The 24,854-nt window shown below is 50.0% G+C and carries 25 protein-coding genes and 1 tRNA gene; 12 read left to right on the top strand and 14 right to left on the bottom strand.

Going from position 1 to position 24,854, the window contains the following annotated elements; translation table 11 throughout:
- Positions 1–14 precede the first annotated feature (14 nt).
- Positions 15–698, bottom strand: coding sequence for a methyltransferase family protein (locus MLAB_RS08980; RefSeq protein ID WP_011834059.1), 684 nt, complete (start codon positions 696–698; stop codon positions 15–17).
- Between the two features lie 12 nt (positions 699–710).
- Complete coding sequence (locus tag MLAB_RS08975) at positions 711–1,370, bottom strand: TetR/AcrR family transcriptional regulator (RefSeq protein ID WP_011834058.1); 660 nt, start codon at positions 1,368–1,370, stop codon at positions 711–713.
- Positions 1,371–1,516: 146 nt separating this feature from the next.
- On the opposite strand from MLAB_RS08975, the gene MLAB_RS08970 reads away from it, so the two are divergent.
- The 4 genes from MLAB_RS08970 (at position 1,517) to MLAB_RS08955 (ending at position 4,890) form a co-directional block, all read left to right on the top strand.
- Positions 1,517–3,118 carry an amidohydrolase gene (locus MLAB_RS08970; protein WP_011834057.1) on the top strand — a complete coding sequence of 534 codons (1,602 nt, stop codon included), beginning with the start codon at positions 1,517–1,519 and terminating at the stop codon, positions 3,116–3,118.
- Positions 3,115–3,822: a methyltransferase family protein gene (locus tag MLAB_RS08965; RefSeq protein WP_011834056.1), complete on the top strand. Its 708-nt coding sequence runs from the start codon at positions 3,115–3,117 to the stop codon at positions 3,820–3,822. The genes MLAB_RS08970 and MLAB_RS08965 overlap by 4 nt, the downstream gene beginning before the upstream one ends.
- A 91-nt stretch (positions 3,823–3,913) precedes the next feature.
- Positions 3,914–4,468 (top strand): GNAT family N-acetyltransferase, encoded by a 555-nt coding sequence (locus MLAB_RS08960; RefSeq protein ID WP_011834055.1) that lies wholly within the window; start codon positions 3,914–3,916, stop codon positions 4,466–4,468.
- Between the two features lie 65 nt (positions 4,469–4,533).
- Positions 4,534–4,890, top strand: a complete 357-nt coding sequence (locus MLAB_RS08955; protein ID WP_011834054.1) for a cupin domain-containing protein — start codon at positions 4,534–4,536, stop codon at positions 4,888–4,890.
- A gap of 11 nt (positions 4,891–4,901) precedes the next feature.
- On the opposite strand, the gene MLAB_RS08950 is transcribed toward MLAB_RS08955, so the two are convergent.
- Both MLAB_RS08950 and MLAB_RS08945 read right to left on the bottom strand, forming a co-directional pair.
- Positions 4,902–5,255 (bottom strand): hypothetical protein, encoded by a 354-nt coding sequence (locus tag MLAB_RS08950; protein ID WP_011834053.1) that lies wholly within the window; start codon positions 5,253–5,255, stop codon positions 4,902–4,904.
- A complete protein-coding gene (locus MLAB_RS08945) occupies positions 5,252–5,923 on the bottom strand; it encodes a hypothetical protein (protein ID WP_011834052.1) in 672 nt (223 codons plus the stop codon). Before MLAB_RS08945 ends, MLAB_RS08950 begins: the two co-directional genes overlap by 4 nt.
- Before the next feature lie 213 nt (positions 5,924–6,136).
- Between MLAB_RS08945 and MLAB_RS08940 the strand changes: the two genes are divergently transcribed.
- Both MLAB_RS08940 and MLAB_RS08935 read left to right on the top strand, forming a co-directional pair.
- On the top strand, positions 6,137–6,655 hold the full coding sequence (locus tag MLAB_RS08940; RefSeq protein ID WP_011834051.1) for an SOUL family heme-binding protein: 519 nt from the start codon (positions 6,137–6,139) through the stop codon (positions 6,653–6,655).
- A 118-nt stretch (positions 6,656–6,773) separates the two neighbouring features.
- Positions 6,774–7,637, top strand: coding sequence for a class I SAM-dependent methyltransferase (locus MLAB_RS08935; protein ID WP_011834050.1), 864 nt, complete (start codon positions 6,774–6,776; stop codon positions 7,635–7,637).
- A 22-nt stretch (positions 7,638–7,659) separates the two neighbouring features.
- Here MLAB_RS08935 and MLAB_RS08930 read toward each other — a convergent pair.
- Both MLAB_RS08930 and MLAB_RS08925 read right to left on the bottom strand, forming a co-directional pair.
- A tRNA-Leu gene (locus tag MLAB_RS08930) sits at positions 7,660–7,741 on the bottom strand.
- A gap of 560 nt (positions 7,742–8,301) precedes the next feature.
- Positions 8,302–8,688, bottom strand: a complete 387-nt coding sequence (locus MLAB_RS08925; protein WP_011834049.1) for a zinc ribbon domain-containing protein — start codon at positions 8,686–8,688, stop codon at positions 8,302–8,304.
- A 114-nt stretch (positions 8,689–8,802) separates the two neighbouring features.
- Here MLAB_RS08925 and MLAB_RS08920 point away from each other — a divergent pair, with 114 nt between their 5' ends.
- Positions 8,803–10,623, top strand: coding sequence for a hypothetical protein (locus MLAB_RS08920; protein ID WP_011834048.1), 1,821 nt, complete (start codon positions 8,803–8,805; stop codon positions 10,621–10,623).
- Positions 10,624–11,152: 529 nt separating this feature from the next.
- On the opposite strand, the gene MLAB_RS08915 is transcribed toward MLAB_RS08920, so the two are convergent.
- The 4 genes from MLAB_RS08915 to MLAB_RS08900 are packed head-to-tail and all read right to left on the bottom strand — an operon-like array spanning position 11,153 to position 16,389.
- Positions 11,153–12,229, bottom strand: a complete 1,077-nt coding sequence (locus MLAB_RS08915) for a hypothetical protein (RefSeq protein ID WP_048062325.1) — start codon at positions 12,227–12,229, stop codon at positions 11,153–11,155.
- Positions 12,222–14,765 carry an ORC-CDC6 family AAA ATPase gene (locus MLAB_RS08910; protein WP_011834046.1) on the bottom strand — a complete coding sequence of 848 codons (2,544 nt, stop codon included), beginning with the start codon at positions 14,763–14,765 and terminating at the stop codon, positions 12,222–12,224. The genes MLAB_RS08915 and MLAB_RS08910 overlap by 8 nt, the downstream gene beginning before the upstream one ends.
- 4 nt (positions 14,766–14,769) lie before the next feature.
- On the bottom strand, positions 14,770–15,870 hold the full coding sequence (locus tag MLAB_RS08905) for a DNA adenine methylase (protein WP_011834045.1): 1,101 nt from the start codon (positions 15,868–15,870) through the stop codon (positions 14,770–14,772).
- A gap of 36 nt (positions 15,871–15,906) precedes the next feature.
- Positions 15,907–16,389, bottom strand: a complete 483-nt coding sequence (locus MLAB_RS08900) for a hypothetical protein (protein ID WP_011834044.1) — start codon at positions 16,387–16,389, stop codon at positions 15,907–15,909.
- A 100-nt stretch (positions 16,390–16,489) separates the two neighbouring features.
- Here MLAB_RS08900 and MLAB_RS08895 point away from each other — a divergent pair, with 100 nt between their 5' ends.
- Positions 16,490–17,257 (top strand): rhomboid family intramembrane serine protease, encoded by a 768-nt coding sequence (locus tag MLAB_RS08895; protein WP_011834043.1) that lies wholly within the window; start codon positions 16,490–16,492, stop codon positions 17,255–17,257.
- Between the two features lie 9 nt (positions 17,258–17,266).
- Here MLAB_RS08895 and MLAB_RS08890 read toward each other — a convergent pair whose 3' ends face one another.
- Entirely contained in the window at positions 17,267–18,343 is a 1,077-nt protein-coding gene (locus MLAB_RS08890; RefSeq protein WP_048062133.1) for a DMT family transporter, read from the bottom strand.
- 760 nt (positions 18,344–19,103) lie between these two features.
- Between MLAB_RS08890 and MLAB_RS08885 the strand changes: the two genes are divergently transcribed.
- Together MLAB_RS08885 and MLAB_RS08880 are read left to right on the top strand one after the other, a co-directional pair.
- Complete coding sequence (locus MLAB_RS08885) at positions 19,104–19,691, top strand: flavodoxin family protein (protein ID WP_011834041.1); 588 nt, start codon at positions 19,104–19,106, stop codon at positions 19,689–19,691.
- Positions 19,688–20,290 (top strand): flavodoxin family protein, encoded by a 603-nt coding sequence (locus MLAB_RS08880; protein WP_011834040.1) that lies wholly within the window; start codon positions 19,688–19,690, stop codon positions 20,288–20,290. Before MLAB_RS08885 ends, MLAB_RS08880 begins: the two co-directional genes overlap by 4 nt.
- A 436-nt stretch (positions 20,291–20,726) precedes the next feature.
- Here the strand turns inward: MLAB_RS08880 and truA are convergent, their stop codons facing one another.
- Positions 20,727–21,572, bottom strand: a complete 846-nt coding sequence (gene truA, locus MLAB_RS08870) for a tRNA pseudouridine(38-40) synthase TruA (RefSeq protein WP_011834039.1) — start codon at positions 21,570–21,572, stop codon at positions 20,727–20,729.
- Positions 21,569–22,267: a CehA/McbA family metallohydrolase gene (locus MLAB_RS08865; protein WP_011834038.1), complete on the bottom strand. Its 699-nt coding sequence runs from the start codon at positions 22,265–22,267 to the stop codon at positions 21,569–21,571. The genes truA and MLAB_RS08865 overlap by 4 nt, the downstream gene beginning before the upstream one ends.
- 47 nt (positions 22,268–22,314) lie before the next feature.
- Here MLAB_RS08865 and MLAB_RS08860 point away from each other — a divergent pair, with 47 nt between their 5' ends.
- Positions 22,315–23,742: a DUF4346 domain-containing protein gene (locus MLAB_RS08860; RefSeq protein WP_011834037.1), complete on the top strand. Its 1,428-nt coding sequence runs from the start codon at positions 22,315–22,317 to the stop codon at positions 23,740–23,742.
- A 2-nt stretch (positions 23,743–23,744) separates the two neighbouring features.
- Positions 23,745–24,668 carry a cysteine-rich small domain-containing protein gene (locus tag MLAB_RS08855; protein ID WP_011834036.1) on the top strand — a complete coding sequence of 308 codons (924 nt, stop codon included), beginning with the start codon at positions 23,745–23,747 and terminating at the stop codon, positions 24,666–24,668.
- Here the strand turns inward: MLAB_RS08855 and MLAB_RS08850 are convergent.
- The gene (locus tag MLAB_RS08850) at positions 24,665–24,850 is read right to left on the bottom strand and encodes a DUF1858 domain-containing protein (RefSeq protein ID WP_011834035.1); all 186 of its coding nucleotides are present in this window, start codon (positions 24,848–24,850) and stop codon (positions 24,665–24,667) included. The genes MLAB_RS08855 and MLAB_RS08850 overlap by 4 nt on opposite strands.
- Positions 24,851–24,854: the final 4 nt, after the last annotated feature.

Raw genomic sequence — 24,854 nt, 5'->3', positions numbered from 1 at the left:
CTCCCCAATCTTTTTTACCACACGAACGGGATCAGACGAAAGCGGGTCTTTGTGCAGTACTCCGGGTATCCGGGAAGATTCACGCCGAGGAACTTCTCCTCCTCCAAAAGCCGCAGCACGATCCCGGCGATCACGAGAAATGCCGGGATCAATGCCCAGAGAGAACCGAGAGCAAACGGCGATGCGAGCACAAGAAGGGATGTCCCGGCATACATCGGGTGACGGACCCATGCATACGGCCCGGTCGAGATGACCGTCTGACCGTTCTGCACTTCGACGATCGCGGCCGTAAAATGGTTCTCCCTGAACGTCAGATACACGACGTAGAATGCGGCCAGAATCAGAATATCCCCGGCGATCGCCAGATACGGCGACACCGACGACCAGCCGAACCGGTGATCGAGCCCCGCGATCACGAGGACGAGCAGATACGAAATTCCCCCAAACGTCTGGATGATCTTCTGGCTCCGTTCAGGCTCTGCTGACGGTCCGATCCGGAGTCTGCTTCTGATAAGCTCCGGATCCTTTTTCAGAAAATACAGGATGATGAAGACCTCGGCCGCGAGGAAGATACTCCAGTAGATCCATCCCTGCCAAAAATCCAGGGTCCAGGCGGGAACGAAAAGGATCAGCCAGAAAAAGACGAAGAAGCCTGCCGCATTCAGATAGGTTCTGCGCCGAAGGTGCGTTTCATCCATGTTTTGCCCTCGTTACTGCTGTTCTGCTCCGCCGCACTTCCCGCATCCGGCGCAGTCCTGCGGGCACTCATCCGGAACGCCGAACAGCGTTCTGACGATCTCCACCCACCGGGCGCGAAGCTCCTCTCTTTCGACGCCGAGAAGCATCATCATCCGCATCCCGTTGAACATCGACACGCAAGCAATAGCAAGGGTGCGGGGATCCATTTTCTGCGAGACGAGCCCCTCGTTTTGCTGTTCGGCGATCATTTGTGCGGGCTTCTCGATCCCGTTTTTCATCCGCTCCACGGAAAAATCCCGGATAACCGGCTCGCGGGCGCTGATCGCAAAAAGCTCGAGAAGCAGCGCATGTTCGTTTGGATTTTGCGACATCATCTGATCGAACGTATCGATCCACATCCTGACCGGGCAGCGGTCCGGCTCGTCCTGGTCGGTAACTTTGCGGTACTGACCCTGCAGGATCTTGGCGCTTTCGATAACAAGCTCGTCCTTATTTTTGAAATACCGGTAGAGAGCAGGCTTACTCACATCCAGACGGGCGGCGATGTCATCCATCGTGGTTTTGCAGTAGCCTTTTTCGTACATCGCCTCAAGCCCTGCCTGAACGATCCGCCTTTTCGCCTCTTCCCGGTACTCCGGCACCATCTTTGGCATACCCATTACCTCTTTCATAAAAATAGGCACCGGCTCTATAATAAGGTTACTTAACAAGAATATTAGTTACTATGCAGTAACTTTAATTAGTACACAGTATAATTAGTAAATTGGATTGTGCAGCGTATCCGGGCAGTTTGCTGGAGAGACAATCCGTGATCACCATGACAACAATACCGAACGAAAAAATAACTGCGTTCACCGGCGGCAAGATCCTCACCATGGATCCAGACCGCGGCCACGCTGAGACAGTAATAATTCAAAACGGCCGGATCAAGGATATCGGCGATGCAGAACTCATAAATCAGTATCCAAACGCCGCGGTCGTCGACCTCTCCGGCCGGACCCTTATACCGGGCTTCATCGATTCGCATAACCACCTCTCCTCCTTCGGCTGTTTTTTCCCGGAATGGGCAAACCTGATTGGGATCACCGATGAGACGGCGGTCTTTGCAGCTCTGGCCGAACATGAAAAAGAGAATCTGGGGCCAGGCTGGCTGGTCGGATTCGGCTGGTTCGATGCACAGTGCGGGGGAAAAGAATTCACCCGGGCAGATCTCGACGCGATCTATCCCGACCGTCCGGTCGTTCTGATCCAGGCGACATTTCATAAAAGCGTTGTCAACAGCAAAGCGCTGGAACTCCTCGGCATCGAATCATCGTCGCCGGATCCGCGGTGCGGGATCATTCAGAGGGATCAAAACGGTGTTCCAACCGGCATCCTGATCGAAGAGGCCCAGGTCCCGGTGTTTCAAACGATCATGGCGGCAGACACCAGGCGTCATGCCGATCTGATCGAGGCCCGGGCGAAGGAACTTCTGCCGTTTGGGATCACTGCGGTCCATGATCCGGGCGTCACCCCGGCAGCCGAGGCCGCCTACCGTCTGCTCTATGACGAAGGCCGGCTTCCCGTTTCGGTCCTGATGATGCCGCACGGAAGCGCCGTGCTCGATAATGATCTCGGCTCCCGTCTCGCAGGTCCCTCTACCGGAGCGGGAGACGAAAAGCTTCGGACCGGTCCTGCGAAACTTTTCGCCGACGGGGCAACCTCCGAGACCGTCGCTTTTGCGATGAAGATGCACGGCCAGGTCATCACCAGCGGAAAATACCGGGACGACTTCGCCGATGTCTTGTGCACGGCCGCCAGAAACGGATGGCAGACCTGCGTCCATTCGTTTGGGAACGCCACGACCGACGCCGTACTCGATGCCTACGAACAGGCGGCAAAGGAAACGCCCGCCGGCTTCGTGCTTCGGCCCCGTCTCGAACATGTGACGCTTCTTTCGAACAGCCAGATCGAGCGGCTTTCCAAAATGAACGCCTGCGTCTCCGTCCAGCCGCAGTTCCTTGTTCGGGGCGAGGGCATGAAGCGTGCTCCTCTCGACGAAGGAAAATGGTTTGCATACGGCGATCTTTCCCGTTCCGGCGTAGTTGTTGCGGCAAGCAGCGATGATCCCGGAGGATTCATGGATGCCCGCGATCCGATCAAATGCTCGGTCATGGGCTCGACGATGAGCGCCGGGGACGGCAAAACGATCTTCCCCGAGCAGGTCATGCCGTTTGTCGAGTGGCTGCGTATCTACACTGCGGGCAGTGCCTTTGCCGGAGGACAGGAGAATGAGAGGGGCATGCTGAAAAAAGGCATGGTCGCGGATCTCGTGCTCCTGAAAGGGGAACTCGACCCCCAAAATCCCCCGGTCGTCGATGAGACCTGGAAGGACGGCCGGCTCGTCTACCAACGGGAGGCCCCGGAGAAAACCGTATGACCCCGGACCCCGTTCCCCTTTCGAAAAAGGCCGTCCGCATCCTGCGGGCGAAAGGCATCCTTTCCGGAACGATCCCGGTTCTGATCATGGGCGTGATCCTGTTCCTCTCGGCAGGCACGCTTAACTGGCCGATGGCCTGGGTCATTCTTTGCGTCATGTTTGCGGCGACCGCGTTCGTGACCCTCGTCTGCAGTCCGGATCTGATCATCGAGCGGATGTACAAACAGAAAGGGGAAAAGGACTGGGACACCCGGCTGGTCAAAACGATGAACCTTGTCGGACTTCTGCCTCTCCTGACCGCGGGCCTTGCTCTGCGGTTTGGCTGGACCGGCCAGGTTCCGTTCGTCGTGGAAGGAATCGCTCTCTGCTTTTTCCTTCTCGGCTACGGGATATTCATCTGGGCGATGCTCACCAACCGCTTTTTTTCCCGCGTTGTCCGTATCCAGGATGAAAAGGATCACCACGCCGTGACCGGAGGTCCCTATTGTTTCGTTCGTCATCCCGGCTATCTGGGATTTATGCTGGTCGTTCTTGCCCAGCCTCTGATGCTCGGATCGTTTTGGGCGCTTATTCCAGGCGTTATTACCGCAGGATTATTCATTATTAGGACCAGGCGTGAGGATGCCGCCCTCTTGAGAGAACTGCCGGGCTATCCCGCGTATGCACGGGACGTTCGCTACCGGCTTTTCCCCGGGATCTGGTGAACGGATACCTGGTAAACCACCCTTTTTTCGATAATTACTAAATAACCCGGAAAGCATTGATATAAAAATACGAACTTTTCAGGTACATATAATGACGGAACCTACAATTTTCATCAGGGATGCGGCCGCGTCCGATTTTAACGATGTAATGATTGTCGAAAAAGAGGCTTTCGGTTACGATAAGGAAGCGATCCTTGTTGCCGAACTTCTGGAAGATACAACGGCTCAGCCGGTTGTATCCCTGCTCGCTTTTGCGGGAGACGAGCCGGTAGGGCATATTCTGTTTACGAAAGCGTCCCTTGAGGGGCCGGGTCCTGCGCCCTTGATCTATCTTCTTGCCCCGCTCGCCGTCAGACCCGCGTTCCAGAACAAAGGGATCGGCGGCATGCTGATCCTCGAAGGCCTGAAACGGCTCAAGGATATGGGGGTCGTGCTCGTCTTCGTGCTCGGCCACGAGGCCTACTATCCGAAGTACGGGTTTGTCGAGGGGGCCGAACGGATGGGATTTGCCGCCCCGTATCCGATCCCGGAAATACATGCGGGTGCCTGGATGGTGCAGAATCTAGGTTCCGATGATTATGCGGGCGTTTTTGGCCGGGTCGTTTGTGCGGACGCACTGCAGAAACCGGAGCACTGGAGGGAGTAAGGTTTTCTCCCTCTTTTATATGCCTCATCCCGAAGCTATTTGAGGCTTCTCGCGAAGTTGATAGTATGACGATCTACGTAACGACGCTGGATAAAACCCCGATCGCCGACAATCCCCATAACGTGGATGTCCGCAAAATCCACGGTTCGCCAAGCACCGATGTGGTGGTGATCACGCTCCAGCCCGGCGAGGCGCTGAAAAAACATCTGACCCCGGTCGATGTGCTGTTCTACGTTCTGGAAGGGGATGGGCTGATCGTGATCGGCGACGAGCAGGAGAAGGTCGAGAAGGATTCCCTGATTGAAAGCCCGAAAAACGTGCCGCATCTGCTGATAAACGACAGTGACGACGTGTTCCGGGTGATGGTGATCAAGAAGCTGACCACCGGGGACGGAAAGGAAGCGAAGCCGAGACTGCTCTGAGAGCCCCCGGCTTAGAGCGACGCTCTCTTCTCCCTGTTTTTCGCGAAGAGGGCGGCAAGTCCGGCACACAGCACGAGGATCGGGCCGATTACATACCCTGCCCAGAATACGAGCCCGAGGATCCCGAGGATCAGCAGTTTCAGCCACCGATATTTTCTCGGCTTTTTTTCGGGCCGGAGATAGTATCTCAAGACTAGGCATCCGAGAACGAGGGGGATCAGAATAAAGACCGCCGTTACGCCAAACGATGCCTCGAACCCGGTTTTTCCAAGAGCCATCAGGGCCTGAATAAGCATGAAGAGCGAACCGGCGATGTACAAGAGACCGCCGGCAGATCCGGCGAGCGTCTCAGAAGTGATTTTCACCGGCTCTTTTTTGCTCTGAAGAGATACACCAGCCCGAACATGACGATGAGGAGCGGGAATCCGATCACGAACGCCGGGCTGTTTCCTTCCCAGATGCGGATGTTCGCGATCGAGAGCGGGATCATGACCCATTCGGAAACGGAAAACTCTTCGCGGTAACCGAGGGCAAGACCGTAGTTTCCGGCCCCGGTTCCGTTGTTGACCATCACGATGAAGTAGGTGCCGGGCTCTTCAGCGATGTATTCGTATTCGAGCCATTGGTAGTTTGCGGCAGGCGTGAAGGGTTCATACTCCGGGAGGACGGGGGCTTCTCCCGGGATGAGAATGTATCCCTGTCCGTCCAATGACGCGACGCCGGCCGGGATATCGCCGGAACTTTCGATTCCCGGGCCGATGAGGACCGCTTCGGGAGAGGCGGCCCCGATATCCGGGGTGAATACCGAGAACCAGAGCCGGTCTCCGGTCTCGAGGGTAAATTGGTAGTAGGTGACCGATCCGGCGGCTGGGAATGTGCCGTAGATGGCCCATGATTTGTAGGGGTCGTCGATATGGACGGCGTTTTGGATTCCTTCGTCTGCTCCGACAATTTGCGGGACATGGGCTGCGGCACAGGAAGTCAGTGACAGGATGATGAGTAAAACGGCGAGTGCCGCTTCTCTTTTCCTCATAATAATTTGATTAATGTTCTCTGATGAATTAAATTTTTTCACGAAAAAATGGTGAAAATTATTTCGGATTTTTTCTGAAAGAATTTTGATCTGCGGCCGTTTTGCCTCATCAGTAATCTATTTCGTGGCTGGAACGAAGCAGGATAGTATGACGATCGATACAATTACACTGCCCGAATCTTCGATCTCCCTCATTTTTGGAGGGCTCGGATCATGACGGAAACGATCCCCTATGAGGTCACCGGGAAAGAAGGAGAGATCGAGTTTCGAAAGTATCCTGCACTTGTGCTCGCAACGGTCGAGAGTGCGGGGGACGATTCGGGGTTCAATCTTCTGTTTGCCTATATTTCGGGAAAGAATGCCGCGAAGGATTCTCTGCAGATGACCGCTCCGGTGATCACGTCGGCAAAGATCCCGATGACGGCGCCGGTCGTTTCCAACGCCTCGACGATGTCGTTTGTGATGCCGCCCGGAAAAACTTCTGGCGAGATCCCCGAGCCGCTGGACAGTAAGGTTCGGATCGTTCCGGTGCCCGAGCGGGAGATCGCGGTCATCGCTTTTAAGGGGAAGACCCATGATGAGGAGGTGAAGGAAGTTGAGGGCCGGCTCTTAAAAGGGCTTCGTGACGCGGGGATCGAGGCGGCGGGAGAGGTGTTTTTGATGCGGTATAATCCGCCGTGGATCCCGGGATTCCTACGGCATAACGAGGTAGGGGTGGAGGTTAGGCGGTGAGCCGGGGTCAGAGTTGAAAAGAAAACTCGGGTGATACGCTGCGTCCATTTTCTTCCCGACTCACCACATTTCCCGTCAATTACGTATTTTCTTATATAAAGGCCGTGAATGAATATTCATGGAGTTATTACCGATAGGAAACGTGCATAATCATACGTCTGAAGAGAGTCTGAAGATGCTGCCTTTATGGAGACAGGCAATTAGCGGTATTGATTTCGCAGATGCAGATGACGGATTTTTTACAGAGAAGTATTCTCATTATATAATAACGCACGACCCCCTTTGCGTTACGTTCCCTTCGGGTAAAGAGGAACTGAACAAAAGATTCTGCGCCGGTCTTGGGACTTCCGTTGTCAGCTACATCAGAAAGGAGGGAAATATGCATTACGTGCGGGGGTTGATGGCCGAGAACGGTGCGAATATCTACAGCATCGCTCCGTATACCTATTTTGACCGGGTGGAGGAGGCGCAGTTTCCGCAAAGTTACATGGAGCCGAGGAAGATGCGGGCTTTTGCCGAGGTTCTTCCTCTTCTTTCGGGAAAGAATATCCTCGATGTAGGGTGCGGTCTTGGCACGCTTGCAATCAAAATAGCGGAGGCAAAGCCGGAATCTCTTGTATACGGGATCGATCTGCTTGAGAGTTCTGTCGAACAGTCCAAATTGAATGCAGAGGTTGAAGGTGTGGCGAATACCCGATTTGTGGTGGCCAATACGTATGAGCTGCCTTTCGAGGAGGGATATTTCGATTCTGTGGTCTGTATTTTTATGCTGCATCATCTGGATGATATCCCGGGAGCACTGCGGGATATCAAACGGGTCCTGAAGCCTTCGGGTGAAGTGTTTGCGGTGGAGCCTATCGATCATTTCCATGATGTGCAGCGATATCCCGATGACTGGAAGGAACTTTTCCGTGATGCAGGGTATGAGGTTGAGGTCTGGGAGAAGGATAATATCTCGTTCATCCGTGCTTGTCTGAAATAAGAGGCAAAAACAGTAAATCAGATGCGAGGGGAGGGATTCGAACCCGCGAACTCCTTGAGAGCAGATCTTGAGTCAGCCTCCGTTGGCCACTTGGATACCCTCGCGAAAATACTTTTACATATTGGCTATGGGTTCTAATGAAGTTGTCGTCATTTGGCGGTCTAGGAACGTTTGAAGGGTGATGGGTTGGTGTGGAAACATGAGATTAACAAACCGCGAATAATCGCGAATAAACGCGAATCGCATTTTTCCTGTTTCGCCCTCTTGACCTTCGGTCGCGTCACTACGCTCTGCCTAATCGGCTCCGCGTGGTCGTGACGGCGAAACGAAAAATGCTGGAAAACCCGCGTCGCGGGTTTTCTCCAAATTTATTCTATATTATATAAGCTAGATGAGAGTTTACAATAGAAAAACCGGCTGGCCGGTTTTTCCCCAGCATTTATCCAGACGGCGTGCGATTCTTGCGTAGGCGATCAGCCTGAGCAGAGCACGACGGCGCAAGAAAAATGCGATTCGCGTTTATTCGCGGAGATTCGCGGTTTGTTAATCTCATGTTTCCACACCTGGCCGTACCCCCTTCTGAATTGGATTCACACCAACACCGCGTATGTCCTACTCTAAATTATAGAATTAAACCCGTCGAATTCGACGGGTTATCATCCCTCTACTTCTCTTCCGTCCGCACGACCCACTTCCCCTTCTTCTCCAGCTTCGCCTGCTCCCCTGCCGGATCATCCAGATACGCCAAAACCGCGTCAAGATTCCCGCCCTCCTCCAACTCCTCCTTCACCACATTCTTCATCCACGCGAAATACATCGACCTCTTACTATCCTTAAGACTCGACCCGCACTCATTACAGAACTTCGCCGTCCCTGCATTCACCGTCCCGCAGACCGGGCACACATTCAACAGCCCGATCCGGTTCTGGATCGCTTTCCTGATCCACTCCTGGGCCGTCATCCCCTCCACACGGGCTGCGCCCTCCAACTGTGCCTTCAGCGATTTCGGGAGCCTAATCAAAATCTGATCATCGTTCTTTTCTTCAGCCATAATTACTCTACATACCTATTCGATGTATATCTATAAATACTCTGCTATCTAATTACATTTGTAACTCATGATATCAAAGATATATCAACCCCTAAAAAACAACGGAGGGAGCGAATGGCCTTGAACCAGCCAAACCCTCCGCTTCCGGCGGGCTACACCGCCGAACTCACTGAAACGATCACTGAACCCCTTTCGCCGAAAGAAGCCAAAATCGGTCTCGACGTCCAATCCTACCGGTTCAAGCTCTATAAATTCGGCCAGCTCGTCGACATCCTTACGACCTTTGACACCGGCCCCGACCTTCGGCGCGCTGTCAGGGAACACATCATCGACACCGAACCGGAAGGCCCCGAAAAAGAGTTCCTTCTCCGGTTCTTCGACCCGGCATCCACCCCGCCCTGGGAGCGAAAAACCATGATCCGCGGGCAGCTCCCCACGCCCGACGCTCTCCTCAACTCCCTCAACGACGAAGGAAACGCCGTCCGTTTCGAAAAAGAAGCCGGCGGCAACCTCGTCTACGACATCGCGAGCGGCCAGTGGTTTGCCTTTATCACCAACCACTGGGAACCCGCCAGAGAAAAACTCGGGAAGGTCCTTCGGCTGGTCGGGAAAAGCCTCGAACAGGAACTCGACTACTGGAAGCGCCGGGCCGCCGCCGAAAACACCCCCGAGATGCGAAACCTCGTTGTCCAGCTCCAGAATCATGTGAATCTGAGCAAAAACCACACCAAACAGGTCGCCCTCAGAAAAATGATCGAAGGCTCGTCCATGCAGGTGAATCTTTCCGAGGCGTCCGACGGCCGGTATATCACCTGCAAAAACGGCGCTCTCGACTGCAGGACGGGCGAGTTCATCCCGATCTGGGCGTGCGATTCGATCCGGGAGAAGTACCCGCTGATCTATCTGGACGCCGTCTACACGCCGGGGCTTCGCTCGCCGGCGTTCATCGACCACCTCAAAAAGGTGTTCGATGACAATGTGAGCGGTCTTTCTGAGGAGGAGCGGACGCTCCAGATGATGGAACTCGGCAGGTGTTTTCTGCGTCTGCTGGGTTATCTGCTGTTTCCGGGCAATCCGGAGCAGGTGATTATTTTTCTGTGGGGGAAGGGGAGTAACGGGAAGTCGACGACGATCGACGTGCTGCGGGAGATTTTCGGGTCGGAGATGTCGGAGGCTTCGGTCCGTGAGCTGTATGCGGGGTCCGAGGATCGTCCGGCGTCGGGGGTTGCCCGGTCGCTTTCAAAGCGGGTGATGCTGATTTCGGAGGCGAGCGATGAGGAGTCGCGGGGCGGCCGGATCAGCGCGGATACGGTGAAAGCTTTGACGGGGGACGCGGTGACAAGCCGGTTTCGGGATATGTATGAGAAGTCCCGCCCGCAGCGGGTGGTGTGCACGCCGGTGGGGGTGACGAATGAGCTGCCCCGGTTCGATAAGACGCTGGATTACGCTCTTCTGCGCCGGATTTTTACGATCCCGTTCCCGCATTTGTTTGCGGGGGATGAGCGGGCGCGTGATATCCGGGAGTGTTTGCTTGCGGAGCGGGATGCGGTCTTTTCGATGGTGGCGGATGAGCTGATCGCGTATACGAAGGAGGGGCTTTTGCCGCAGCCGGCGTTTTGCGCATCCACGCAGAATGAGCTGCTGGCGGGGTTTGAGGTGTCGGCGTTTATCGAGGAGTGTGTGGAAAAATCTGAGACGGGGCGTGTGTCCCGTCTGGAGCTGGAGGAGGCGTATATTTCGTGGTGTGCCCGCCATGATATTCCGGTGGGGCTTGCTAAGATCCAGATGCCGGGGTATGATGAGTATTCGCAGGTGAATTTCCGGCAGGGTCTGTCGGAGAAGGAGAAGAGGGGGCTGTTTAAGGGGATGCGGGTGTATGGGTTTGAGGAACAGCGGACGAACAGTCAGCGGTATTTCAAGTGCCGGCTGAAATAGAGGTGAGTTTTGTGTCACGTTGCTTTTTGAAAAACGTGACACTTCTTTTTTGGAGGGAATTTGGTGTCAGGTTTTGAAAAATGATGGTGACACTAAAATCTGGCATATTTTGGCTGAATTTTTAAAAAACAGGGCATATGGTGGATTTATTATGTGGTGTCAGGTTTTTCCCGAAACTCTCGTATTTGTAGTAATTAGGCGTAGAATTAGGGTTTAGAAATTTTTCCCAGGGTTTTGAGAAAAATGTGACACTAATTACTTGGATCGTATCTCAGGAAGGAGTTTGCCGAGTGTGGCTTTATGAGATATCTCACCGCGAATAAGCCCAAGCGGGCCAAGCCCGCTTGAGGCGGCACGCAAGCCTTTGGCTTGCACGCAATCGCGAATAAACGCGACAATTTTTATGATCCCATTTAAGTCCAACTCAGCTACCCCGTTTTGATTTTGGGCAAGTTCTGAGCAATTATATTCACAAGGAATTACCCTATGATCTCAAAAACAATCGTAGGTCAATTCAAATTATGATATTCTAACCATTCAAATGATATTCTTCTGCTATAGATATCATATCATCCATATATGAATTGAATACGATCTGATGTATTTTATAGATTTCATCACTTGAATAACCCTCAAAAATATAACTATTAGGGATTGGATATTCCACGTGAATATCTGAGCAACAGTTTTTCATAAGTGCACAAGCAACTGCATGGAGTTTACATCCTGTTGGAGAAATGATTATCCGATTGGAATAATTATTCTCTTGATAAATTTTAGCAATCTTCTCAAAAACACCGATATAGTCTGTTAATTTATAATTCTGAATACTCTCATAAAGAGGAGATGTGTTAATTATATTTTTATGAATATCAATTGTTGCTTCTTCTCTCCACGTCTCTCTCTCATTTATGGTGTTAATAAGGAATATGGATTCGGGGTTTGTATTATTTAGTAAAACTGTAAGGAGTTGTTCATTAAACGATAAAAATGCAATCAAAATAGATGGACTATTTTGCATAACAATACTTGATAGTTTTGGTGTTTTGACAATGTCATATACCCCTACTGATGAAAGACCAAAATAAGTGAGAATGCTGTCATTATCACAAATATTACGTTTAGAGACTTCCTCATTGTATTTTTCCAGAGATGGGCTCCAGGTTATTGGTTCTGAATAAATAATTGTCAGTTTTTTATTATATCTATTAAGTGAACATAATAGTATCATGATGAGAATCTTTGACATCACAGTGATATCAATTATAATTTCATCAAAACGATCTATTTGAGATATGTGGTTATTTAATTTTTGTTCAAAAATAGTTGGACTAAATCGGTTAAATTCAATCGTGTGTACATTATTGGTCCTGCACGAGACTTCCTGTATCATATCTTGATATTTGGATTTTTTACTGGGTTCATATTTGCAAACCCATGCTTCATTAAATAGACTGCTATTCTTTGGTTGTGCGGTAATCCAAGATAATGATCGTGATTCAAACCCTTCTGAAATAATTAATAATCTTGTCGAAATAGATTTCTCATCTATTCTAGAAGCTTCTTCAATTAGCGGTAATCGTTTCATTTTATTGGTTTCAATCATCCTCATCTCCAAATAATTTTGTCTGTTGTTCCTTTTTCAGTTGATCCTTTTTCAGGCGTTCCTCCTTCAAGCGTTTCCTCTCTAAGTGCTCATTGCTCGATTTTATATATTTATCTGCAAATTCATCTGGTGTAAGAAGTAACTCTTTGAACTCTTTCCAACCAAGAGTTATACTATCCCTTTTAGAAAAAGTAATGTTAAAATATGGTACAAATAAACTACGTAAATATATTCGTGTTGCAATCGAACTTCGAACACTTTTTGCACGCGGATCCTGAACAAAGACGCCATATCGGATAAGGCCTTTATAATAACATTCGGCAATTGGGTCAAGTTTTCCAATTATTGATCCATCTGATATTTCAATTCTTCTAGCTTGTTTTGGAGGATTATAATCACAGTTTCTTGAAGTTTTATTTTTCAAATCATGATTTATGATTTTTTGAAACGCCGATGAGATAGCAAATAGATGATCCCCATATGTTTCCAAACTATTTTTATCGGTAATATTACCATTACCACAGGGATTCATTGCTGTTTTCAATAAATTAAGATAAGTTCCACCCGCCCTTCGAAATACATTATTCTGATTTTTTATCTGAATTATAAACGTGTCATCGGGATTATTTTTAGACCGTACATCTTCAATTCTCTTCCAAATATCCTTTTCTTCCGACACCATTTGTGAGAATATTTTAATTAATTCTCTGATGTCACTTGACCATATATCATAAAAAACTCCAACTCCATAGTAGGAATTTGAGGCCTCATTCTCTATAATTTTACGTGCCCGCTCATTATCTGAAAGTTTATACTCCCCTAGTAACTCCTTTAAATTTGTATTATAATTTGCAAAGAGATCACTTCTCTCTATTCGTCGTTTGAATATAGAGTTAATAATATCTTCGTTTTCGCTATTGTTCTCATTTGTTATCGATTTTATACTGAGATCAATCAGTTTGTAATCATTATTTTCTTCAAGTTTTTTATCATTTAATCCGTAGGGTATAAAACTCGCAACGCTTTCTGTAGATATTTTAAAGAAAACAGACGATGTTCTCCTGAAAATTATTGGATTAAGAATCTTTTGTGTACACTCGTTGATCATTGGGGATGAGTAATCGTCTAAAAAGAGGAAGAAATCTTTATCCTCTGCAAAACAACAATTTTTGATGATAGTTTTTATAAAATCCTCTAAGTAATCGTAATCAGAAAATACCCATGGTAGCTCGGGCAAATATTTGGCACCTAGTTTACATTTTAATAATTCGTTTTCACACCCAGATATCGCTGTATTAATTATTCCCTCATTAGATGTACTGGTAAAATAACAATCTTTCAAATACTGAGTAAAGAATGAACTTATCCAGAAACAATCTATATTTTTATTTTTCTCCACCTCGTATCGTAACCATTCAAGAATTTGAATCGTCCATTTCAGATTGAAATAATTGATGACTTGTTTACGTGCCTCATCTTGTTTTTCCAAAGGTAGCCAAGGAAAAGCTTCAGCAATTGTCCTCGCATTCAAATATAACCCAATAAATCCATCTTCCCCTGGGATACCGGCATTACCCAATCTCTTTTTTAAATCATGACTGACTCTCATAAAAATTGTTGTTTTACCGCAACCGCGTAATCCTGTCAAAACACAAATGTTTTTATCGAATAATTCATCTTTGGCTAGAAATTTAGGTACAAATAGGGCTTCCCAATCCTCAAAGCGCTCACCCATATATTCTGCAACTAAATAATCTCCGATAGATTTTATCTTTTTTTGGGATAATTCATCTTTATTAAATAATTTATACAATGCACTCCGAATTTCTTGTGGATTTTTTACATACTCACCCTCAGTTCTATCATTTTCAAATAATAATTTTGGGAATTCATTTTTTATGATCCGATATTTATTTCTGTCTTCAAGATTGAGAGAATGCATGTCAATTGATTCGAGACATTCTTGAATAATACGTGCAAAGCCTTTGTAGTCATCCATTATTTCTTCGGAAATGATACTGGGGGAGAAAGTACCATATCCAAAATCTGTTATGAATACCCTACGCTGATTTGGATTAATTGATAAGGGATCTGGATTTTCAATTATGATATTTCCGGAATGAAAGTCAGCATGTTGAATGCCCAGTTGTTTGCATGCATGAAAAACAGCTAGTGTTCGATCAATAATGTCGATCAACATCTGTATTGTAACTTTCTTCTTTTCTATAATGGTGGCGAGACTTTCACCATTAATATAGTCCCATATTATATAGAGATATTTTTTTCCAGAGATTTCTTTAAATCCATGATCATGATAACGGACTACTCCCTCTGTTTGTTCCAGTTTAACAACTTTAGTGATTTCTTGTTCCCATGTTGGTTTTTTTAATACCATTTCCTCTGGAACAAATTTAATTGCACGATTTCCGTAATTTTCCCTCTCTCCTCTAAAGACCTTCCCGTAAAATCCTTTGCCAATTTCCTCTTTAATTATATATTCATGTATATTAACATCAATGAAACTATCAGACTCCATTTTTTCATATCCTTTCTAAGACAGTAATTATCTCTCTTTTAACTAAATCTTTACCTTTAATCTGTTTTTTTGCTTCGGGTATAGAATCATAAAATGCTTCAACCAAACGATATTTTTTTGAGGAAATTTCCGTTAACATTTCAGCCAGAGGTATTTTCTGATTTTTATATTGAATATTTATATCTCCAAGAACAACTACACATTTATCACCAGATATTTGATGTTCAGACCATTTTTTGATGCATTGCTTCATCATTAAGATAAAATCATTCCCTTGTGGAGATATTTTTTGATCTAACGAATTCCAATCATCTTTTCCTAAAAACCATAATCTCAAGCGATTATCACGTGCATATGTTAATGACTTCATATAGGGTGGACTTGTAATAATTGTACCAATTCTATCTTGATTGATTTTCATTGATGCAGAATTTTTGTTGTAAACAATGCGCTCTTTAGAAAAATCCAAATTTGGTATGTATTTATAACTTCTTTTTATCTTTGCGTTGAGTTTTTCGTAAACATTTCTATAAGAATACATTTCCGGGTAATTTTCCCGAGGGTATTTGTTTGTACGTAAATAAGGTACCCCGTGACTTGAGGGATAGGACAAAAATCCTGGACGTTGGTGATGCAAAATACCCATGAGACAAGAAAGCAGGAACCATTCCTTATTTTTTCTGAGATAATACGTCCAGGCAATTATTTCCCGAAGTGTCTGAGGATGGTAAAAGGATTGTACCCATTCGGGAATAACATCCAGATTTATTTGACTTGTTTTTTTGGTTACTCGATTATTATATCTATCAAGAGTTGCTAATGCATCAAGTTCTGTTTGATAGGGATATAATTTACCCATTGTTAGAACATAAGCATAATAATTGAGGTCATTGCCCATTACATTGTAACCTTTAGCCCAACCCTCAAGTAATACTGTTCCACTACCACAAAATGGATCAAATAGTATTTCATCAGGTTGAGCATATTGATCAATCAAATACCCTGCGCACTCATAACGCAGTCTCCCGATATATGGTGATAATGAATTAAGAGAATTTTTATATTGATTATTATATTTTATCTCATCCAATTCTTTCAGATTCATATTTCACTCATATTAATATTACCTATCTTCAAGGTATTAATTCGTATCTTTCCCCAGGGGATTCCCCCTCACCCCCTCCATCATCTTCAGCACCCCTGCGATATCCTTCTCGATCAGCGGCCGCATATTCGCATTATACCTCCCCGTATCCGCTGTCTCCAGCGCCTGCCGTATCTCCGGGACAAGATCCCCTCTCGCCGAAACAATACTCTTCAGCGCCGAAATACACTGCCGGGCCGTGATCGGCTTCTCATCTAAAATATGCTCAAGATACTGGGGGAGGACACCGTCCAGCTTATGATCCGTATCCCATTTCGCGTTCGCTGCGATCAGCAAAAGGCCCCGGGTCCGGACATACGAATTCTCATTCTCCATCATCCCGGCAAAATCGTCCCAGAACCGGTACACCGAATCGCCCTCCTCGCTCTCTGCCTTCAGCCGCAAAAAACTCGCATACGCCGCTTTCGTATCCGGAGAATACAACCCCCGGACATCCTCCTCCAGCTCTTCTGCATCCATACTATTCTCCATCACCCGGGAACGAAATAATACTTATCCCCCCGGAATTACCCCTTGCGTCACCCTTATCAGGCCGCATTCATAATTACTCATATCCCCCATGACCTGGACCCCTCCCCTCTCCAAGCACCTGACCGACAGAAACATCAGCCTCTCTCCGTCAGGATTCCGGCTCTTCATCCTGATATACTGGTTCATTCTTGGAATCGTCATCCTCGGGATGTGGACCCTCCTCTCCTACGACATACTCTCGATCGACGCCGTCTCCCTTTCGTCATCCGGCACCCCCGTCAAGGCCCTCTATCTCGCCTCCTTCTCTCATGAAATTCCGCAGCATCTCCTGACAAACGTTTTCACCTTCTTCATTCTGGGCGTTTCCCTGACGATCATCACTGTTCTCTTTCGAAAACTCGACAGCCGGTTTTACCTCTGCCCGTTCATCGCCTGCATCCTCTTTGTAACCATCCTCCCCTTCTCCTTCTCGACCGCCCTACTTCTCGTCCCGGGCCTTCAGCTGGTGGATATCGTCGGGTTCTCCGGCATCATATCTGCCGTGCTTGGGATGACTATCGTTACGATCGCCTATGCCGTCTGGAAAAATTTCGAAAGCCTCCGATTTTTCATCGGGACGATACTCATCTCGGCAGCGGTATTTCTCCTCATCCCGCTTGCAGAATTCAGAAACGCCGCCGCCGCCGTCCCCAATACCGCTCACCAGATCGGATTTCTCTACGGTGTCCTCATCACCTGGCTGATCGGCGCCGCCCTGATGACCGATTCAAAAAAGCGTGTGTATCTCTATCTTGCGGCACTTCTGGCGGCGCTTCTCCTGCCGATCATCATCTTCGGCATAACAGTTCTCTTGTAAACGCCCCTCTCACTTCTTCTCTTCATGCACGTGAACGTGATGCATATCCGCCCCGTGGGGATGGTCATGCTCGAGACGTTCATGCGTATGCTCGTGCGTGTGTTCTTCGAATACAGGCGGCTCATGGACATGCGTGTGATGACCGTCCTCGTGCCCATGCCTATGGTCATGCATCACCGACTCGTGGATATGCTTATGCATATGCCCTCCCTTCGCCGCAAAATACGCTCCAAGAACCATAAGACCGGCCGCCAAAGCGAACAGAGGGGTGAGCGGCGTCTGAAACACCGCGAACGAAATCGCCGCTCCGATAAACGGCGCCACCGCGTAAAACGCACTCGTCCTCGCCGCCCCAAGATCCCGCTGTGCCCGGACATACAGATAGATCGACAGCCCGTACGCGAAAAATCCCAGGACCAGCGCCGCGATCACGCTTACGAGATCCGTCTGCATCCCGGACGCCAGAAACGCGATCAGCAAAGCCCCCGACCCTGCGCCGAACCCTTTCACAACGACTATCTGCATCGGATCTTTTAGGGAAAGCATCCGCGTACAGTTGTTCTCCACACCCCAGCAGACACACGCGAGGATCACTAAAATCGACCCTGCCGAGAACGAAAAACTGCTCAGATCATCGACGGTCAGAAGAACACTTCCTGCCACGATCAAAAGGATAGCGATCCACAAACGCCGGTCGATCGCTTCGCGAAACAGCAGAAGAGCCACCAGAGCCGTCGTCACGATCTCGAAATTATTCAAAAGAGACGCGTTTGCCGCAGTCGTGAGCGAAAGACCCAGCATCAAAAGGATCGGCGCCGCGATATCCAGTACGATCATGCCGATCACAAACGGCAGATCTTTTTTCGAAAGCGGAGCCTCCTTTCGCTCCCGGCTGCGCCGCTGGGTCGCCAGATTCACCGCAAACATCCCGATACCCGCCCCCAGATACAAAAGTGCCGCCATCAGTTCGGGGGACGTCGTTTCCAGCAGGATCTTTGAGACCGGCGCACTGATACCATACAAAAGAGCCGCCAGAATTGCAAATCCGATCGCCAGTCTGCCTGCGGAAACATGCATACTTTCCATTGGTCACGGACCGTGATGAGGTTTTTCCTACTGAGCATGTCCAATTGAAATATCGGTGTGCTGGAGAGAGTTATTATAAATTGGATGAGCATTTTTTGGGTTTTACTTCGGTTTTGTGTATGGAATTCTTTTTTATGGGCGCATTCATCACACGAAATTCACGAAAAAATTTACGAAAACGCGAAAAAGAAAGAATAGGCTGGGTGGGGAAAGATGTAGTTCCCCTCCCCCGTCCCCCACACAAAAACCACAAAAATCAACGAAATGCACCAAAAGGGGGAGGAGGATATGATCTGGAGATCTTAGTCAATTTTAGTACATACCCGAAGGTGTACGTGCAAAGGGTCGTGCAAAAAGTAACATCAGTTTTTTCAGTGGAGACAGAAGAATACCTCTCCTCCACCCCTGTCCCCCCTTTTGGTGCATTTCGTTGATTTTTGTGGTTTTTGTGTGGGGGACGGGGGAAGGGGATCTCATGTGTCCCACCATTTTCATTTTTTTACTTTCGTGTTTTTGTGTGGATTTCGTGCATTTCGTGTGATGAATACGCCACTCGAAAGTCTATCGACTATCTCGGCTGAGGGAGCTAAAGCTCCCCGCCAAAGAAAAAGGATCCCGTACACGAAACCGAAGTACACAAAAAAAACAACATATGAAAAATGAAGAGAGCTTTATATTACAGAATTTACGATTGGACAAATGCAGACTTCTCTCCCCTCATCACTGGATTTATCTGTGTCCGGGGTGATATACTGAATAAATGCCCTTATCCGTTCTTGCCATCACAACTTCACCGCGTCGTCACGGCAATACTGAATCCGCACTCGACACAGTGCTCGAATCGTTTTCCGGGATGTCGGTGGAAAAGGTCGTCCTAAACGACCTCAATATCGCGCCGTGCAAAGGCTGCGGAAAATGCGAAAAGACCGGCGTATGTATCCATCAAGACGACTTCGCCGAACTCGGCGAAAAGATCCGTGCCTGCGATCTTCTGGTCTTCGCATCCCCGGTGTATTCCATGTCGGTCTGTGCCCAGGCGAAGATCCTCATCGACCGGTGTCAGGTCTTCTGGTCGAGAAAGTATGTCCTCCACGATCTGCCAAAGCCGGAGGGAAAAAAGTTCGCGATGTTTATCTCGGCTTCCGGTCAGACCCGCAAAGGGATCTTCGATCACACCGTGCCTGTGGCCCAGTTCCTTTTCGACGTTTCCCAGATCCCGGCGTCACGGATCCGGTATCTCCTTCTTCCGGGTCTCGACAAGATCAGTGATTTCCGGAAAAATCCCGAGATGATCGCCAAAGCAAAAGAGGCCGGGGACGCGATGGCGGCACTGATGGTGGAAGAATGACCACGATGCTCGTGATAAACGGAAGCCCGCGAAAACGCGGAAACACCGAGACGGTAATGAATGCCTTCGTGGAAGGCGCAAAGGAAGCCGGTGCCGAGGTGACGGTCATCCGTCTTGCGGATATCGATCACAAAAACTGCAAAGGGTGTAATTCCTGTCACAAAAACGGGATATGCGTTATCAAAGACGCGCTGACGCCGGTCTTCGATCAGCTCATGGAAGTGGATATTCTGGTTCTGGCGTCGCCGATCTACTCGATGTCGGTGACTGCCGAGATGAAGTCCTTCATCGACCGCGGGCAGTTTTTGTGGGCGCAGAAGTTCGTGACGAAGACGCTTGTCTTCGACGAAGAGCATCTTTCAAAGCATACGGGCGTGTTTCTCGCGACTTCGGGACAGGATCTGCCGTACAGTTTCGATTCGGCGTTTCCGGTGGTCCGGGCGTTTTTCAATGATTCGGGTTTTACCTATACGGAGAACGTGCTGTTCCCGGGCATGGATCTGCACGGCGGGGTGAAGGGCTGGCCGGAGAGCGTGGTCGAGGCAAAGAAGCGGGGAAAAGAGATCGTAAAAAAGATGGATATGAAATTGAAGGCCTGACCCTTCACCTTTTTTATTTAGGAGTAGCGCGGTGTGGAAGCATGAGAAAAACCAACCGCGAATCTCCGCGAATTAACGCCAATCGCATTTTCCTTACGTTCGGGTGCTCTGCTCCGGCTTATCGCCTACGCAGGAATCGCACCCTCTCTTGAAAAATGCTGGGAAAAACCCGCGTGCGGGTTTTTCTGTTGTTTGATTATTTTTATTACACAGAGAGAAAAGTTAACGGAGAGAAAAACCGGCACGCCGGTTTTTCCTTAGCATTTTTCCAGCCGGCGTGCGATTCCTGCGTAGGCGATAAGCCGGAGCAGAGCACGACGGCGCAAGGAAAATGCGATTCGTGGGAATTCGCGGAGATTCGCGGTTAAATTATCTCTGTGTTCCCCACCAAACCGTACCTTTCCCGTATTGAATAAAAACCAACCCCGCACAACTCCTATTTCATCAATGCCGAGTATCCGCGGATCACTTTTTTCTTCCAGAACTCTTCCGGATCGTCTTCCAAAAGTGCCTCGGCGGTATGCATATCGGCACGTGCCGCGGCCGCTTCTTTCGCAAGCGATCGCTTTACTTCGCGTTTCTGCCGCATCGGGGTAAAAGAAAGATCGCAGACCACGTCCCAGAAGACGAGCCCTTCTGCCGGCGCCGGATGAACCCGGGCCGTTGGGGAACTCAGAAGTTCTTCGATGACGTCCGGTTCGCATAGGCCGAGGCCGATCGTCTGCAAAGCACCTGCCATCCCTCTGACCATGTTCCAGAGAAAACTTTTCGCGGCGACCTCGAAGACCGGGCAGCCGTCCTTTCCTTCAAAAACCTCGGCGCGGGTCACGGTCCGGACGGGATCCCTTCCCGCCTCCATTTTTGCAAACCCGCTGAAGTTGTGCGTTCCGATCAGACGGGACGCCGCATCCTGCATTCGGGAAACATCCGCCGGATACGGAAAATAATACCGGTAGCTTCGTTCCCGTGCGGCGTATCTTGGATAGAACTCTTCGTCGACCTCGGCGGCACCGATACACCAGATATCGTCCGGCAGATGAAAGTTCAGCGCCTCAATTGCGAGTTCTGGCTTCTCGGTCGTGATCGAAAAAAGCTGTCTTCTCGCACTCACACCTTTGTCGGTCCGTCCTGCGGTTCGAAAATGCGCCTCCTTTGCATCGGAAAAAAGCCCGAGTTCGATACCGCCGGCCACGAATTCTCCCTCAACGGTCCGTTTATGCGGCTGGTACTGGGAGCCGGCGAAGTTCTGTCCCCGGTATCCTGCAAGGAACGCGAGTTTCATCTCACCCGCCGGGGCTTCATCCGGGAGGTCTGCCTCCGGACCTTTCGGACGACATTGTGGAACGACTGGGAGGTGTAGGTTCGAATCGGCGTCTTTTTACATCTGCTCTCGATCTTTCCCTTTCTGATCGCGTCGAGGACCGACGCCACGGTCCGTTCCTCCGCGTCGATGATATTGATCCCGTAGCCGACGAACTGGCAGGTGTGGGCGTCGGATCCTGCGGTCATGGGTTTATGATATTTTTTGGCGACCTTCGCAGCGCGGGAATTCGCGGTCCCTATATAGTATCTGCTGTTGAACACTTCGATCGCGTCCGCTTCCTGCAGGGCGTCGGGAGAGTGGAGACCGACCGCGTGCCGCCAGCGGTGATAAGGGTGGGGAACGATCGTGAGGCAGCCTTCTGCTTTTGCCTCCCGGATCGTCTCGAGAACATCCTTTCCCTGCTCGAACATCTTCGTCGTGCCGAGCACGAGGAGATGTCCCTGTTTTGTCGAGACCTCGATGCCCGGAATGATCAGGATCCCCGGGTTTTTCAGTGCGAGCGCCTGCTTCGCTCCCTCGGTCGTGTCATGGTCGGTTATCGAGATCGCATCCAGTCCGCGTTCCTTCGCTTTCGCAATCACGTCTTTGACGGGGCACTTTCCGTCCGCTGAAGCGCTCGTGTGGATATGCAGATCGCAGGTAATGAGAACCATCTTACGGTAATTACTATGTAAGTACAAAAACATAAGGATAACATACAATGCATGTTCTCTTTCCCACAGGACGCCAGAGTGCCCCCTCCCTCGTTCTGGCATTATCCAAGGTAACCGAGTTTACCTGTGAGATCGTCGAAACAGGCGAAATTGCTTCTTTTTTAACGCCCGGATCATTAGAAAAGCTGATTCATGCGCACCCCTGCGATCTTGCGGTCGTTTCCGGGATGTGTACGGCGTCTTTTCGCGATACGGAAAAGAGAACGGGCGTTCCCATCAGGAAAGGAACGCGCCACGCGGCCGATATGGGGATGTGCGTTCCGCTGATATCGGCCGGCAGGCTTTCAGCGGATATGCCGGCCGACGATATGCTTGCCGAAGAGAAAAGAAAGGCCGCCCGGCAGAATCTGATCCTTGCCGAGTTCGAGGCCGAGCCGTTTTTTACGATCCGGGACGTGAAGATCGGGGGGACCTCGCGGATCAAGGTGATCCATGAGATCATGGACGCCCACCGGCACCCCTTCCTTCGGGAAGCGGTGATTAGTGCCCATGAAAACGGGGCCGACATCGTGGATCTCGGGTTCGGGTTCGATGCGACCGAGGATGATGTGGTAAGGTGTTTTTCGATGGCGGCGGATCTGGACATCCCGCTTTCGATCGACACGCTGGATCCGATTCTGATCGAAGCCGCGCTTTTCCGTGCGGATCTGATCCTTTCGCTTACGAAAGAAACGATCCCTCTTCTCGCAGAAAAGATCCTGGAGGCGGGAGCGGCGGTTGTTTTGATCCCGCGGGACGATGCATCTCTCGAGGAGACGATCTCGTCGGCTCTGGATGCCGGACTTTTCAAAATCCTCGCCGATCCGCTTCTCCAGCCGCCGCTTTCGGGGATGACCCGGTCCCTTGCCGGTTATCTGCCGGAGACAGTTTGCCCGAAGGTGCTTGGATGCGTGAACGTCGTCGAGATGGTGGACGCGGACAGTCCGGGAATGTGCGCTATGCTTGCGTCGGTCGCTGCCGAAACGGGGACCGCGTGCCTGTTGATTTCCGAACACTCGGACAAAACGCACGGGGCAACTGCCGAGATGCGGCGTGCGGTCGAGATGATGACGTTGTCGAAAGACCGCCCGTATCCAAAGGACGTCGGTCTCGATCTTTTGATCCTCAAAGAAAAACGCTGCCGGCGGGAACCTCCCCTTCTCTACGAAGAGATCCGGGACGCCGGGGTTCCTTCGGACTCCCTCGAGTATGATCCGAAAGGAAACTTCCGTATCGGGATCGAGAACGGATATATCGTCGCCGTCAGAGATGGAAAGGCGATCCGGGGGACCTCGTGGTACGATGTCTTCTCTGAGATCCTCGCTGAAGACGGCGTTTCCCTGCTGGACCATGCAGCGTATCTCGGTAAAGAGCTGTATAAAGCGGAGCTTGCCCTGCGGTTTGGCAGAAGTTTCGAGCAGGACGGGAACTTCTGACCATGCGGTATTATCTGCGAAAGGATGTTTTGATCGTCAGAGGAAACTTTCGGGCGGCAAGCAACGGTGTGGACGGCGGCCTTGCGGACGTCAGATCGATTCTGAACATCTCGGTCCCGCGGCTGTTTTCCGAGGATGCTTCCCGGCACATCAGCACTGTCTCGATGCGGAATGGATTTCTCCATCCGTATTTCGGTCTTCTGACCGCTCTGCCGATCACGAACCTCTGCATCGCCCGCTATGACTACGTTACGGTTTTTGTGACCGCCGCCGTTTCAGACCGGAACCGGACGATCAACATCATCGTGACGTGCGAGCGTCCGCTCACCGACGCCGCTTTGCTTGGGGCTATGATGACGGTCACCGAAGCGAAAATGCAGGTGATCACGGCGAGAAAAGTTCCGGGCAGCGCTTTGTCCACGGACGCCGTGGTTGTGGCCTGCGAAAAAACGGACGGGATCCCGGAGGCGTTTGTGGGACCCCTGACCGAGACCGGCATGCGGATCTCAAAAGCCGTGTCCCATGCCCTGACCGAGGCTCTTGTCCGGTTCGACAACTATCTTCTCTCCACCTGGGGCGTGACCCGCGGCTGGTCCCGGGGAAACCCTGCGATCGTCAAACGGCACCGGCCGTCGTTTTTCATCTACAGCAGGTACGGGGGCGACCACTGGAACGAATGGATCCCGGAGGACTGTCCGTATTATCCGTGCCATAATTATGCCGATCAGCAGTGCAGTTTTTGTTACTGCCCGCTTTACCCCTGCATGGACACGGAATACGGGCAGATGATCGAGACGCCTCACGGCGAGATCTGGAGCTGCATGGACTGCCGCTTAGTTCACGAACCACGGGTGGCGAATCATCTTCTCGCAAATCCCGAAGCCGGTGTTTTGGAACTGAAATCGTTAAAAAAGAAAAATATTTAGAGACCGAGCTTTTTTGCAAGCTCTTCTAATGGGATGCCGTGAACCATTGCGGCCTCGCGAATGGTTTCGTTGTTTGCGATCGCGCAGCCGAGGCAGCCCATACCGAAGCTCTGGAGGGTTGCTGCAGACTCAGGTTTCTCGCGGAGAAGGTCAGCGATAGTTGAATCAAGTGTGATTGCCATGGTA

It is taken from the genome of Methanocorpusculum labreanum Z (assembly GCF_000015765.1).
GTDB lineage: Archaea > Halobacteriota > Methanomicrobia > Methanomicrobiales > Methanocorpusculaceae > Methanocorpusculum > Methanocorpusculum labreanum.
This window is presented reverse-complemented; position numbering and strand designations above follow the sequence as displayed.